15 protein-coding genes and 1 pseudogene are annotated in these 14,068 nt (G+C 35.9%); 11 read left to right on the forward strand and 5 right to left on the reverse strand.

Annotated features, from left to right (window positions below):
• The first annotated feature begins 104 nt into the window (after positions 1-104).
• The 3 genes from ABH966_RS08300 (at position 105) to ABH966_RS08310 (ending at position 1,572) form a co-directional block, all read left to right on the forward strand.
• Positions 105-335 carry a hypothetical protein gene (locus ABH966_RS08300; RefSeq protein WP_370077408.1) on the forward strand — a complete coding sequence of 77 codons (231 nt, stop codon included), beginning with the start codon at positions 105-107 and terminating at the stop codon, positions 333-335.
• A 230-nt stretch (positions 336-565) separates the two neighbouring features.
• Positions 566-1,006: a Dps family protein gene (locus tag ABH966_RS08305; RefSeq protein WP_370077409.1), complete on the forward strand. Its 441-nt coding sequence runs from the start codon at positions 566-568 to the stop codon at positions 1,004-1,006.
• 218 nt (positions 1,007-1,224) lie between these two features.
• On the forward strand, positions 1,225-1,572 hold the full coding sequence (locus ABH966_RS08310; protein WP_370077410.1) for a general stress protein: 348 nt from the start codon (positions 1,225-1,227) through the stop codon (positions 1,570-1,572).
• 132 nt (positions 1,573-1,704) lie between these two features.
• On the opposite strand, the gene ABH966_RS08315 is transcribed toward ABH966_RS08310, so the two are convergent.
• Complete coding sequence (locus tag ABH966_RS08315) at positions 1,705-2,604, reverse strand: DMT family transporter (RefSeq protein WP_370077411.1); 900 nt, start codon at positions 2,602-2,604, stop codon at positions 1,705-1,707.
• 134 nt (positions 2,605-2,738) lie between these two features.
• Here ABH966_RS08315 and ABH966_RS08320 point away from each other — a divergent pair, with 134 nt between their 5' ends.
• The 3 genes from ABH966_RS08320 (at position 2,739) to ABH966_RS08330 (ending at position 5,392) form a co-directional block, all read left to right on the forward strand.
• Positions 2,739-3,614, forward strand: a complete 876-nt coding sequence (locus tag ABH966_RS08320; protein WP_370077412.1) for a LysR family transcriptional regulator — start codon at positions 2,739-2,741, stop codon at positions 3,612-3,614.
• A gap of 620 nt (positions 3,615-4,234) precedes the next feature.
• Positions 4,235-4,900 carry a phosphopantothenoylcysteine decarboxylase domain-containing protein gene (locus tag ABH966_RS08325; RefSeq protein ID WP_370077413.1) on the forward strand — a complete coding sequence of 222 codons (666 nt, stop codon included), beginning with the start codon at positions 4,235-4,237 and terminating at the stop codon, positions 4,898-4,900.
• Between the two features lie 336 nt (positions 4,901-5,236).
• Positions 5,237-5,392 (forward strand): YezD family protein, encoded by a 156-nt coding sequence (locus ABH966_RS08330; RefSeq protein WP_370077414.1) that lies wholly within the window; start codon positions 5,237-5,239, stop codon positions 5,390-5,392.
• Positions 5,393-5,457: 65 nt separating this feature from the next.
• Here ABH966_RS08330 and ABH966_RS08335 read toward each other — a convergent pair whose 3' ends face one another.
• Together ABH966_RS08335 and ABH966_RS08340 are read right to left on the reverse strand one after the other, a co-directional pair.
• Positions 5,458-6,000, reverse strand: a complete 543-nt coding sequence (locus ABH966_RS08335) for a carbon monoxide dehydrogenase (protein WP_370077415.1) — start codon at positions 5,998-6,000, stop codon at positions 5,458-5,460.
• Positions 6,001-6,134: 134 nt separating this feature from the next.
• Positions 6,135-6,623, reverse strand: a complete 489-nt coding sequence (locus ABH966_RS08340) for a flavin reductase family protein (protein ID WP_370077416.1) — start codon at positions 6,621-6,623, stop codon at positions 6,135-6,137.
• A gap of 203 nt (positions 6,624-6,826) precedes the next feature.
• Between ABH966_RS08340 and ABH966_RS08345 the strand changes: the two genes are divergently transcribed.
• The gene (locus ABH966_RS08345) at positions 6,827-7,612 is read left to right on the forward strand and encodes a VOC family protein (RefSeq protein WP_370077417.1); all 786 of its coding nucleotides are present in this window, start codon (positions 6,827-6,829) and stop codon (positions 7,610-7,612) included.
• Positions 7,613-7,693: 81 nt separating this feature from the next.
• Here the strand turns inward: ABH966_RS08345 and ABH966_RS08350 are convergent, their stop codons facing one another.
• Entirely contained in the window at positions 7,694-7,894 is a 201-nt protein-coding gene (locus ABH966_RS08350; RefSeq protein WP_132358884.1) for a cold-shock protein, read from the reverse strand.
• 324 nt (positions 7,895-8,218) lie between these two features.
• Between ABH966_RS08350 and ABH966_RS08355 the strand changes: the two genes are divergently transcribed.
• Positions 8,219-9,898 carry a formate--tetrahydrofolate ligase gene (locus ABH966_RS08355; RefSeq protein ID WP_370077418.1) on the forward strand — a complete coding sequence of 560 codons (1,680 nt, stop codon included), beginning with the start codon at positions 8,219-8,221 and terminating at the stop codon, positions 9,896-9,898.
• A 138-nt stretch (positions 9,899-10,036) separates the two neighbouring features.
• Here ABH966_RS08355 and ABH966_RS08360 read toward each other — a convergent pair whose 3' ends face one another.
• A complete protein-coding gene (locus ABH966_RS08360) occupies positions 10,037-10,258 on the reverse strand; it encodes a hypothetical protein (protein ID WP_370077419.1) in 222 nt (73 codons plus the stop codon).
• Positions 10,259-10,439: 181 nt separating this feature from the next.
• Between ABH966_RS08360 and ABH966_RS08365 the strand changes: the two are divergent.
• The 3 genes and pseudogenes from ABH966_RS08365 to ABH966_RS08375 all read left to right on the forward strand — a co-directional run bounded on the left by ABH966_RS08365 (position 10,440) and on the right by ABH966_RS08375 (position 13,833).
• Positions 10,440-11,225: pseudogene (locus ABH966_RS08365) on the forward strand (Rpn family recombination-promoting nuclease/putative transposase).
• 889 nt (positions 11,226-12,114) lie between these two features.
• Entirely contained in the window at positions 12,115-12,729 is a 615-nt protein-coding gene (locus tag ABH966_RS08370; protein WP_370077420.1) for an HD domain-containing protein, read from the forward strand.
• Between the two features lie 504 nt (positions 12,730-13,233).
• The gene (locus ABH966_RS08375; RefSeq protein WP_370077678.1) at positions 13,234-13,833 is read left to right on the forward strand and encodes a nitroreductase family protein; all 600 of its coding nucleotides are present in this window, start codon (positions 13,234-13,236) and stop codon (positions 13,831-13,833) included.
• Positions 13,834-14,068 lie beyond the last annotated feature (235 nt).

Consider the following 14,068-nt stretch of genomic DNA (forward strand, 5'->3'; position numbering starts at 1 on the left):
TATTAGATCTAGACACTAATGTTGAAAGACAAATGAAACTACAAAAAATATGTTTGGGTAGCTTGGAAGAGATATGAAAGGTAAAAGAGGGGGAGGAAGAGATTTTGCATCTATTTAAAGAAGATCTACCGCCGACACTTGCTGGAGTATTGGAAATAGTCAGGCAAGAAGGATTTGAGCAAGGTTTCAAAGAAGGTTTCAAGCAAGGATTTGAGCAAGGGAGGAAACAAATAATTACTGGTTTGATTGAAACAGGTGCTGACGATGAGTGGATTGCAAAAGTTTCAAAGCTTTCAATAACAAAGATAAAAGAAATTCGTAAGGAACTGAAGTAGTCAAATTGTATGATAATCTCTTATAGGTTTGTTGTGATTTTTAAACGTCCAATTAATGTAATCCATCTGTTTTTTAGGGCTGGCTATGTAGTGGAAAATGTTTTGGTTTTGTATTTTTTGTATCTACAGATGACCTTAGAATTTTTTTCAATGAAAAAATGTGTGTATAGCAAGCATACTTTGCAACGCATACTAAAGGCTAGAACAACTGGCACATTGGAGGAGAAATAATGTCACAAAACTTAAACAAACAATTGAATAAACTTGTAGCTACATGGTCTGTACTTTATACGAAATTGCACAATTATCATTGGTATGTAACGGGGAATGCTTTCTTTACACTACATGCAAAATTTGAAGAATTATATAATGAAACAACGTTAAATCTAGATGAAATTGCAGAACGTATTCTTTCGAAAGATGGAAAACCAGTTGCTACGTTAAAAGAACATCTTGAGCTGTCCTTTGTAGAGGAAGCAAAAGGGAATGAGACGACAGAGGAAATGGTGGCTACAACCATTGCCGATTTCCAAACACTTATGAAAGCTTTAAATTCAACAATGGAGCTTGCGGCAGAAGAAGGGGACGATCGAACAGAGGATATACTAAATGCTATGTATCAGTCCCTAGAAAAGCATACATGGATGCTGAAAGCCTTCCTCGGACATTAATAACCACAAGTAAATGATAGGCGATGGGACTTCTTAATTCACTTCCGTTGCCTATTTTTTGATATTTGAAAGTTTAAGACCATTGTTTCAAAAGGTGAATATGTATTACAGAGATATTACAAATATTACAGTTCGTTAAAAGAATAGGTAAAAAGGTTTTTTTCTTGAATAGGAAGGGTAGATACCAAGTAAGCCATACAAATTAGGAGGAATTGAGCATGATAAATGAACAAAACCAAAAAATTGAAGTGGCCCATACAAGGGAAGAAATGCTTCATATTTTAGAAAGTATGCAATTAGATGCATATCAAATAGAGGATATTTACGTTATTGCAAAGGATCCAAGTAAATTTGAAGGTGTGAAATGGGATGCTAATGTTAAAACACATGAGGTTGGGAATTGGGTTGATCAAATTAAGTCTTGGTTTACCGGTGAATCGGCTGTAAAAGAAGGATTTAAGCGATTTGATCTTACGGAAGGTCAAACAGCTTACTATGCTCATCTCGTTGAACAGGGTGTCATCGTATTATTTGCTGAGCATTCAACTGAACCTATGACGACATAATGTATAGTAAGATGATTGTTATTCGTCTTGATTCACGTGTGACAGGGAGAGTTTCCTTTTGAACAATAAGTAAGTTATAAAATAAACAGAGTGAGTGCACATGCATCACTCTGTTTATTTTTGTTGTAAGAATTAATTTATAGCTTTTTCATGTTCATGTTTTTTAATAAAGCGTAAAACATGGAGATGCTCTAATTGGGCAACAAGATTACCAATTAGAATAAAGCTACCACCAATTACTATTTTTACCGTTATTCCTTCACCAATAAACATCATGGCAAACATCGCTGCGAAAATTGGCTCTAAGGAAAATATTAGTCCTGTATGTGTAGCAGAGGTAAACTGTTGTGCAACAGTTTGACCTACGAAGCAAAATGCACTACAAATGACACCAAGTCCTATAATAGCAATCCAAGAAGTCGTTGTATTTGGAAGTGTTGGCGTTTCGAAAATGAATGTTAATACAAGTGCATAAAGTCCAGCAAAACCAAGCTGGTAAATGCCATAAGAAATTGATTCAACGCTCCGTGTAAATGAACTGTTTAACAGTAAATAAAACGAATAACATAGTGCGGCGATGGCTATTAAAATATCCCCTTTTTGAAAGGTAAATGAACCATGTGCCGTTAAAACTGTAATCCCAATCATTGTGCAAATAATCGCAAAGCTAACTGCTCTTGAAGGTAATTTCTTTTCAATAAAACTGCTGAAAATAGGCACTAAGATAACTGTTAGACTTAAAATAAAACCAGCATTTGATACCGATGTAGTTTCTAGTCCGAATAAACTTAGAACGAACACAATGAATAATAGAAACCCTTGTATAGCTGCATATTTTAATGTTTTAACATCGACTTTAATCATACGTTTATAAAAGATAATACCAGCTACGAAAAATGCGATGATACAACGCAATGCCACCACATTATAAACAGCCAATGTTTCAAGCCCCATTACCATAAAAGTATAAGATAAGCCCCAGAACATTGTCACTATAACCATCAATAAATTTGCTTTTCCTTGGATACTCATTATGCTCACCTACAATCTGTGTACTAAAACAGTTTTTATACTAAAATTTACTATATATCTTGTGTTGTGATTAGTAAAACGAATGTTTATAATGGTTAGTATTAAAAAAATTCATGTATATAGAGGACAAGGCGATGAGTTTAGTCAAATATGAGATTTTGAATAAAGTGGCTGAGGTAGCTAGCTTTACAAAAGCAGCGGAAGCATTGGGATTAACCCAATCTGCTGTAAGTCATGCTGTTTCAAGCTTAGAAAAGGATTTCGGCTTTCCACTCATTCACAGAAGTCGAGCAGGTGTCACGTTAACAAGTGAAGGTAATGTAATGCTAAGAGCAATGAGACATGTCCTCGATGCACAAGAACTGTTACAGCAAGAAGCTGCACATATACTTGGCGTTACTCGAGGGAAAGTGAGAATTGGTGTAATTTCAAGTATTTCTTCAAACTGGATGCCGGAAATTGTTCGTATTATGGACAATCAATTTCCTGGTATCCAAGTCGAATTGCGCGAGGGAGATTATTATGAAATTGAACAATGGCTATTGAGTGGAGAGGTTGATGCGGGATTTTTAAATGGTCAAAAATCTAAGCAGTTTCAGTTTACCGAACTTCAGCAGGATCCATTGCTGTGTATTGTCTCCGATAAAAGTCCACTTTATAATAAAGCCGAAATTGATATTGTTGAACTAGAAGACATGCCATTTATCATGACTTCATATAAAGGCACTAATGATGTAAAAGAACTGTTAGAGCAATATCACGTAAAGCCAAATATTCGCTTTGAACTATCAGAAGAGGTAGGGATCATTTCGATGATTGCTCACCAGCTTGGAATTAGTATTTTACCGAAATTAGTGACGTATAACTTGCCTCCTACGATAAAAGCTATACCTTTAAAACAAGGTGGCTATCGCACAATAGGAATAGCTATGAAAAATCAGGCATCACCAGTGACCAAGAAATTTGCTGAGATATTAAGTTCCTGGTTAAAAGAGCAAAATATGAAATAGTATTAATTTAACTCCAACCTTATAAAAACAACATTGAAGCATAACATAGCATTACGTTAAAATAGTATTTGTATATTTATCTTCAGCAGATCTTTTTTGTACCGAAAGCGTAGCGACAGGTACAGAAGATTCCCACCTCTAAAGGTGGTGAGATGAATGCAATTTTGATTACTTTTTCAGTGTGTGTCCAAACACTTACTGAAATAGAGGAACTTAGCCTAAGAGAGCCACGTCCTGTGGCAATTTATCTGTGCGAAAGCGAAGCGTCAGCAACAACACACGACTGATTGACCAACATTACGCTGCTGATGCTGCGTTAGTACTACGCTTTCGCGCGAAAAACATGTTGGCCCAAAGCCTCCGGCGGATGTCACGGATTTTCAAAGGAATGAATATAAGGATGTTAGCCTAAAATCTTCGCATCCTGCGAAAACGGCTAACTGACCTGCATCGGTAAAAACGCCACGTCCTGTGGCATTACCGAAATGACCGACATCGTGTCGGCCCTCGTGCAGGCCTAGGCACAATTCAAAATCCGGTCGCATTGTTTATCTGTAGCGAAAGCAAAGCGACAGCTACAATTACGCCAAGGTGAAATTGATTAGAAAAAAGGTGAGTGTATGGGGACATTACGAGGTAAGACCGTACTCATTACAAGTGGGGGAACACTTGAAAAATGGGATCGTGTGCGTGGGCATACGAATTTATCGAAAGGGTCGATGGGCTGTTATTTAGCTGAAGCAGCACTAGAGGCTGGGGCAAACGTATTGTATATGCATGGTTATTTTGCACAGCTTCCTGAGAACAAAGATAAAATGCGTAACATTCGATTTGAAGGTATTGAAGATTTAGGTGAGAAAATTCGACATGCTGTTCAGGAAGAACAAGTAGATATCGTTATTATGGCAGCTGCAGGTTCTGATTGGCTCATTGACAAAGTGTATGATCAATCTGGGAATTTAATGGAGGAAGTAGGTAAAATGCCATCTGATGAGCCACCTATCATTCACTTTAAAAAGGCACCTAAAGTATTAGGTCAAATTAAAGGGTGGCAGCCAAAAGTTACATTAGTGGGCTTTAAACTTGAGGCAACAGATGACGAGGAATTTTTACTGTCCCGTGCACGCCTACGAATGGAATCGGCCAACGCTCAGTTTATGGTAGCAAATAGCTCACAGTCTTTATATGGTGGAGATGAGCCACACTGGATTGTACCGGCTAAAGGCGAACCGATAAAGGTTATGGGCAAGCAAAAGACAGCGAAAGCATTAATGGATCTTTTATAAAATGATTAAAACAAAAACTGTGTAGAGGCAAATTGATCTGCGCAGTTTTTATTTTTTCCCCCGTAAAGTCTATAGTGATACTTACTGGCATAACTATAGACATACTTCATATTCCTTTATTTCTTAGTAAACAACTAAGTTTTGTAATATTTATATTGACAATGGGTTTTCTGAATTATAGAATTATTTGCATGAAACGAAATACCGACAACTAGGCCTAAAAAGAAGCTTTGACAACAAATATTGTAGGTCAAATCCAACAGAGCTATCTAAGGGATAAGTGGGCTATGATTGATGAGTTGGCCTCAAAATATGTTAAAAGAAGGGGTGTATCGGATGACTCAACAGGTAAAGGTAGATGACAAAAAACTAGAGGCAATTGCAAAGGCGATTCAAAATTTGGAGTTTGGAGAAGTACACATTACGATTCAAGATGGTGTCATTGTGCAAATTAACAGACTTGAAAAGCAAAGATTTCCACAGAAAAAGTAAACTGTATAGAAGGCCACAAAAATTATTTCCTTCGTTTTATGTGGCCATTTTCGCAACAGCATAGGTTATTTTATAGAGTTAGCTATTTTAATTAATGTGTAAGGTGTATCGGTATTAGATATTTCTTTATAAATACCGAGTAAATATTGCAAATTATTTATTTCGAAAACAAAAAAGTTAAATAGTTGGTTTTCAAAATAAATAGCTTTTGTACCATCTTGAAGAGTATATTCTTTACCTTTAAAGTTCAATTTGTCTTTGAAGTTTATTTTATTTTCTATTGATCGAATCTCAATTTTGTAAATATTTCCTTTTATTTCTTTATTAACAAACATAAGACTCAATGCATCATTCATATTATATTTTTTATCTTCGTAAAATTTCCCAAATTGATGTGTGAAGGAAATCGGTGGCATAATTTGGGGTAACTTTACCGCACATTTACAATGATTTTCAAATTCCTTAACGGACTCTTCTACGGATTTATATCCACCTTCAGCGAATTTTTCCTCAAAGGAAGGAGGAGGGTTTTCGAAATTTGCAGTTACCCATTCATTTGTAGAAAATAAAAAAATAATAGATATCATGAAAAGGATTTTTTTAAACATTTGTAATACACCTCATCTCTTACTTTTTCATCAATCAAACTTATTATTTCGATAAAGAGCGGAAAGATACGTCAAAAAAACAGGATGATTACGACCAATCATCCTGTTTTTTGCGTATATATTTTTGCCAAAGCCTAATCATAAAAACTATTTGGGATTTCACCAATATGTCTGCGATGGTAAAGTAAGGGTTCCTTCTGTGCATTCTCAATTTCTAGGACCTGCCCGATAAATATCGTATGATCTCCAGCATCGATTTGCTGAGATGTTTTGCATTGTAAAATGGCCGCAGTATCATGTAAAACCGGTAGACCTAAAGCTGAGTTTGACCATTTAGCCTGGGCGAAACGATCTGGGATTTTACTTGAAAATAGCGTACATAATTGTTCTTGATTGCTCGCTAAAATATTTACAGCAAACTTTTGAGCCACTGTAAAATATGGATGTAGCTGTGATTTTTTATCGAGCGACCATAAAATAAGGAGTGGATCTATGGAAACTGACGCAAAGGAATTGACAGTTAAGCCAATAGGTTCACCTATGTCATTACAAGCAGTGACAACCGTAACACCTGTTGGATAATTACCTAATGCTAGTTTAAAAGCAGCTACTTTGTCTGTCATTCTAATCACCTCTTCATTGATTTACGAAAATAAAAAATCTTTTTTGATGAACTACTAGCATTGAAATCCTTTTGTTGCCGGGCATTTTAAAAAAGATATCATAAAATATAGTAAGTTCTAATAATTATAATATTCTAAATTTTATTTTAAACCAACAAAACTAACAGGTAAAGTATATAATAGAGAAAAAAGGGGGTTCAGTCATGACTTTATATTTTGACCATCTAGTTCATCAAGTTCAATCACCAGAAAATACAAAGATTTTCTTAAATAAACGTAATATCCATACAGTTAACGGTGGTCAACATACAATGTGGGGGACATACAATACGTTAAGCTATTTTGGATTAAACTATATTGAGCAAATAGCAATTTATGATCGTAATTTATTTGAAAATGCAGTGAAATCACCTTATTCCTTACATTATACGTTTAAACGTGCTAACGAGCGCTATGGTTTTTCAAGAATTGCATTACGTACAAAAAATATTGAAGAAGAGGCACAACGTTTACGTTCACTTGGATTTGAAGTATATGGACCAGATGCTTGTAGTCGTACAAGACCAGATGGCTCTGTAGTAGAATGGAAGCTATTGCATTTTGGGAAGCCAGAGCAGGCAATTGATTTTCCATTTTTGATTGAGTGGACTGATACAGATGAGGAACGTATTGCACAATTAAAAGCAAATGGAGCCATTGATACGAATCAAACTATATCGATGGAATCTGTCCAATTTTATGTGAAAGATGTGCAAGCAACAGTGAATTTATGGAGGAAAGTATTACAACTACCAGAGCCTGAACAACAAGAACAGTTTATCTCCTTACATTTACCAAATATTCGCCTGGATTTTTATGACAAAGTCGCTGCAGCTACTATGACACTAGGTCATTTAAATGAAGGGGCGTTTGGGGTAACACTTATGGATACTGACAGAACGAAGGAAACGCTAGTTTTTCCCGGAGCTTTTTATTGGATCAATCGCTGAAGTTATAGTGTTTATAGCGATAGTACATTTAAGAGCATTTGAAAAAAGGAGCCGTTCATCCATCGAACAGCTCCTTTGAGTTTATACTTTTACAACATTTGACGCCTGTGGCCCTCGATTGCCTTCCACCACTTCAAATGATACCTTTTGACCTTCTTCAAGTGTACGGAAGCCTTCCTCTTGGATTCCCGTAAAATGTACAAATACATCTTCTCCATCATCACATTCTATAAAGCCATAACCTTTTTCATTATTGAACCACTTTACGATTCCCTGTTGCATAAGCATTCGCCTCCCATGCGCTTGAATGTAGAATAAAATCAATTAAGTCGTGACATAAATTGTGAAAATGTGAAAAAATGCATTTTCATTTAGAACATACATGAATTGAGCAATGTTGTCAATTGATTGTCGAAATACTTGAATAACTTACTATGATTTTTTTTACAATAAAGTCTATAATGGAATTAACTTCTTTCAGCAAGAAGTTAAGGCCTCCGGCGGATGTCACAGAATCGGAAAGGAATTCTTTGTGTACGCACAAAGCCGATTCCGGACGCAATTATGCCGAGGCATAATTGATCGACATAGAAAGTAGGATGCCAAATGACAACGAAAAAACAACCTCTAACAGATCTAGAAATCGCGAATCAAGCGGTTATGCAACCTATTACTCAAATAGCGAAAGCTGCAGGTATTCCAGAGGATGCACTTGAACAGTATGGTCGCTACAAAGCAAAAATTGATCCATTAAAAATAACAGCACATGGTGAGGATGCAAAGGTTGTATTGGTAACAGCTATTAGTCCAACTCCAGCGGGTGAAGGGAAATCAACTGTAACGGTTGGGCTTGCTGATGCACTTCATCAATTAAATAAAAATGTTGTTGTTGCTTTACGTGAGCCATCACTCGGCCCTGTAATGGGTGTAAAAGGTGGAGCAACAGGTGGTGGATATGCACAGGTTGTGCCGATGGAAGATATTAACTTGCATTTCACTGGTGACCTTCACGCGATTACGACTGCGAATAATGCATTATCAGCCTTTATTGATAATCATATCCATCAAGGAAATGCTTTAAACATTGACCCTCGCCGTATAATTTGGAAGCGTGTAATGGATTTAAATGATCGCGCCCTTCGTAAAGTTGTTGTGGGTCTCGGTGGTCCTGTTCAAGGGATGCCACGTGAGGACGGCTTTGACATTACAGTTGCATCAGAAATAATGGCAGTTTTCTGTTTAGCTACAAGTATTGAAGATTTACGTGAACGTTTAGCAAGTATCGTAATCGGTTATACATTTGACCGTGAGCCTGTATTCGTGCGTGATCTTCAAGTGGAAGGGGCATTAACATTATTATTAAAAGATGCCTTCAAACCAAACTTAGTGCAAACGCTTGAGGGGACACCTGCCATTATTCACGGTGGACCATTTGCCAACATCGCACACGGCTGTAACTCGATTATGGCGACACAAACAGCTCGTAAGCTGGCAGATATCGTTGTGACAGAAGCGGGCTTTGGTTCAGATTTAGGCGCTGAAAAATTTATGAATATTAAAGCGCGTAAAGCAGGCTTTAAACCAAGTGCAGTTGTAATCGTAGCTACAATTCGTGCATTAAAAATGCATGGCGGTGTAGCGAAAACGTCACTAGTTGGAGAAAACGTTGATGCCCTTTTACAAGGAATCGAAAATTTAGCCAAACATGTTGAGACGATTCGTACATTTGGCGTTGAGCCGATTATTGCTTTAAATCGTTTTATTACGGACACAGAGGCTGAGTTAGAAGCAGTCCTGAATTGGTGTCAAGAAAATCATGTTCGTATCGCACGTACTAATGTCTGGGAGGAAGGCGGAAAGGGTGGTCTAGGCTTAGCTGAACAAGTGCTAGCTGTTCTTGATGAAAAAAACAATTTTTCTCCATTATATGACATAACAGAATCTATTGAGGAAAAAGTACGTACAATTGTGCAAAAAGTTTATGGTGGGAAAGATGTGCAATTTACCGATCAAGCGAAAAAACAAATTGCCCAAATTGAAAAATTCGGTTGGGATTCACTACCGATTTGTATGGCGAAAACGCAATATTCTTTATCAGACCAACCAAGTCTTTTAGGACGTCCAGAAGGCTTTACAATCACTATTCGCGAAGTCATTCCTAAACTTGGTGCTGGCTTCCTAGTTTGCTTAACTGGGGATATTATGACAATGCCAGGTTTACCAAAAGCACCAGCCGCTTTGCGTATGAATGTTGATAATGAAGGACATGCGGTAGGGTTGTTCTAGAGTAAGAAGTACAAAAGAATATATAAATGCAAAAGCTGTTCCTTTAAGTTATAAAGGGCAGCTTTTTTAACTTTTGTTATCGGATGTAACTGAACAATGCCGTAGCATATTAGTTATTGTGAAAAAAGGGGAAGAAAATTAATAGCCCCTATATTCACGAAGGAGAAAACTGGCTAACCATAAAAAAATTGCAATTCGAATGATTAAATACATTGTATATTCAAAAAAAGAAAGTTTTCTTTCACGCTTTAGATTTTTTAAAAGTCTTACAGAAAAAATTGAACATAAGAGAAGGAATGCTATAGATATTTGATATATGTTTTCTAACAGGTTTACATTTTCTAATAGGCTTTTCAGCAAGATCATCCTTTCATACTAGAACGTATGAGTTGTCTTGTTTTAGTATGCTGATACTTTAGTTGATTACGAAGAAAAATTGGGAAATGTCATTCATCAGTTGAATGGGGTGCGCATTGTATCGGGTTTAGTGACTGATTACTTATTAGCAAAGGAAAATGGCTTTGATGTAGGTAAATAAGAAATTGGTGGCGAATACAAAGATGATAAGCAGTCAAGATTAGATATTGTTGTGAAAACGCAGGATCAGCAAATGATTAATATTGAAATTCAATTGTCTAATCAACACGATATGTTTAAGCGTACATTATTTTACTGGGCTCAACTTTATACATCACAATGACAAAAGGGTATGGGGTATCATAAACTGCTACCGACGATTATTATTAATATATGTAACTTCACATTGTTTCCTCAAAGTGCATATTATCACAGTACCTTCCATTTATATGAGGATAAAACATTAAAGCGATTAGTTATACAGGATGATGCTTTGGAAGTGCACTTTATTGAAATGAATAAATTCCTTGAACAATGGCATAGGGGATTTCTTAAGCCACTGGATGATATTTTAGCACGTTGGTTATTGTTATTAGGAATGGTCGATGCACGAAAGAAAAAGGTCTATAAAAAAATATATCGTGAAATGGAGGAACTAGCGATGAAGGGCGAACATTTATTACAGGCATTTAATGTTTGGGAAGAGCTAAGTTTATCACAGGAAGATGTTATAGCTTATCAATCTCGCTTAAAGTCTATCCTTGATGAAGAGGCAAAGTTGGAGGATGTAAAGCATATGGCAGAGCAACTGGGAATAGAGAAAGGAATCGAAAAAGAAAAAGAAGAAACCGCTAATAAACTTTTAGCGAATGGCATGGATATTGATTTTATTCATAAAATAACAGGCTTATCTACGGAGCGTATTGAAGAAATCAAAGAAAGGCTAATTCAAAGTCGTGAAGACAAATAACGAAAAGGTTAACAAAGCTCGTCATGACCCTAAAATCTCACGTGTTCAGAATTTCTTCCTTAGGAATATTTTAGAAGGGGAGTAAGGGATAACAAGTAGCAAGGAAAAGGGAGATAGGAGATATATGTCTTTAAAATGGAAATTGAAGAAAAAATAAAAGCTGCCATCATCTACAATAAATAAGATGGGCAGCTTTTATTTTTTCTTCAGCGGGTTGGTATTACATAACATAACTATCGTTCCTACTTCCTTCATAACTTAATACTTCAATTACGGCTTAAATAAAATTCGGAAAAATTGTTGCCAAAAAAATTCTCTAGTTTTGTTAGCACGACTCTGGATGATTAGACTTTTCGCAAAATGGCAAGAAATTGGTATGCTATTTGCCATTAATGGGAGGAGTTACGTTCATACATATTCAAGATAATGAATAGAAGAAGGTAACATCGATTAATGATAAAAATATCACACGCTTGCTACATATGCTCAAAGCTTTCTAGGTCGTGAAAAGCTTGTTTGTTCACTTATCTCGAAATGTACATTCACTATGCGGGTTAAAACAAAGAATTTCTAAGGGAAAGTGTTCACTTTTATTTGTTTAGATGATTGGTTTTCACTTTACGCACGTCATCTTGCAACACAGTATTCAATTTTAAAGCCCGCTGAAGTTGTTTAATCTGTTAAAACATAGTTCTTGTACATCACTGAAATAGTGAGCCTACAGAACAAAAATAGTTGTTCTGTACATTTATCTTACAATATTCTGAAAAATTAGTCAATTGAAATCAACTTCTCAAATTGATTTTTTTGTTAAATTTAGAGGTTACTTAATTACCAACAATTCTAAGCAATACCGTATAATAAAGGATGAAGGGACTGAACTAAGAATATGAACAATTTAATGGACAAAGTACGAGGGATTTACGAGCAATTTGATGCTAGTCATGATTTTCAACATATTGAACGTGTTTATCAAAATGCGTTAACGATATTACAAACTGAACCGGAAGCCGATGCAGAGGTCGTGGAAATTGCTGTGCTGTTGCATGATGTTAGTGATAAAAAGTATACCGATAGCAAGGAGCAAGAGAATAAGCTAATTGCCGAGCTGTCTTTAAGCGAGGAGAAGAAGCAACATATTCAAGATTGCATCGCACAAGTATCGTATAATGGTGGCAATGAGCTAGAAGCAACTTCTCTCGAAGCAAAAATAGTACGAGATGCAGATCGTTTAGATGCGATTGGAGCAATCGGTATTGCGCGCACATTTGCTTTTGGTGGAGCTAAGGGTCGAAAGCTTTACGACAAGGAAGAGAATGCACGTACGGATATGACAGAAGAGGAGTACCGCAATAAAAATACATCCTCAGTTACCCATTTTTATGAGAAGCTATTATTGCTGAAGGATTTAATGATTACTGACAAGGGCAAGCAAATGGCTGAAGAACGCCATCAATTTATGGTACAGTTTTTAGAGCAATTACAAAATGAAATAGGTGAGTAATACCTCACGCTACTAAAAAAATCCGTTGTCTATTTCAATAGACAACGGATTTTTAGGGTTAAATAATGTTGATTCATTCATTTGCTTCGGAAGGAGTATTTTTTGATTCAATTTTTTTACGTAAAATCTACTCAAATATTATTGTGTGAAAATAAGGTTACCTATATTACATAAAAAACCGTTGCATCATCCTATAGCTCTGAAAATAGTAAGTGAGATAGCGTTGTGCAAATAAGCTTGGGATTTTTTTTATATAAGACATTTTTTATTTTTGAATACTCTTTCGTTTGTTTGGATAACATATTTTTATCATAATATTATAATTAGTTTAATTTAAAATAGTAAAAGTAGTGAACATAGTCGAAAGGATTAAGGAAATTGCTCATTATGGACAGGTGTTCCTGTTGTAATTAGGCGAGGTCTTAGGAAATAAAACTAAAAATCTCTAGGCGACAGATGCAATGTGGGTAAAAACAATTTCAATAAATTTGGAGGAAGAAAATGATGACAAAAGATTTTTATACTACACTTAAAGAAAGACGTACTTACTACGGAATTAATAAAGAGGTAAAAATATCTGATGAAAGAATTAAAGAAATTGTAGAATTTGCTGTGAAATATACTCCGTCAGCATTCAATTCTCAAACTGCACGCATTGTTGTATTATCAGGTGAGGCACATAATAAATTGTGGGATATCACAACTGAAGTATTAAGAAAAGTAGTTGGAGATAGAGATTTTTCAGGCACTCAACAAAAAATGGATTCTTTTAAAGCAGGTTATGGTACAGTATTATTCTTAGAAGATGAAGCGGTAGTTAAATCACTTCAAGAGCAATTTGCCGCCTATGCTGAAAACTTTCCGATTTGGTCAAATCAAGCATCAGGTATGCACCAATTAGTTTTGTGGGCAGGATTGGAAGCAGAGGGATTAGGAGCTTCTTTACAACATTATAATCCACTAATTGATGATGAAGTGAAAAAAGAATGGAATATCCCTAATAATTGGAAGCTTATTGCGCAAATGCCCTTTGGCAATCCAACGGTAACACCAGGCGAAAAAGAATTCCAACCACTTGAAGATCGAATAAAATTTCACAAATAATTATCTGCTATGTATATGATATACCAAGCAGTACGGCACTGAGTGTCATTTTTGAGACAGTAACCTTTTTACAGCCAGTTGAAGGTATTGAACCAACGACTGGTTGTTGTTTAATTTCGGCTTTTAATCCGGATTTCTGAGCGTTGTAAATCCGCATTTTTTTGACGGTACCTCTATATGCATCATTTTGCAATTACGTTAAAATACAATCTACAAAATGTAAGAAGAGTCCATT

Origin of the sequence: Lysinibacillus sp. RC46 (assembly GCF_041262385.1) — a bacterium.
Taxonomy (GTDB): domain Bacteria; phylum Bacillota; class Bacilli; order Bacillales_A; family Planococcaceae; genus Lysinibacillus.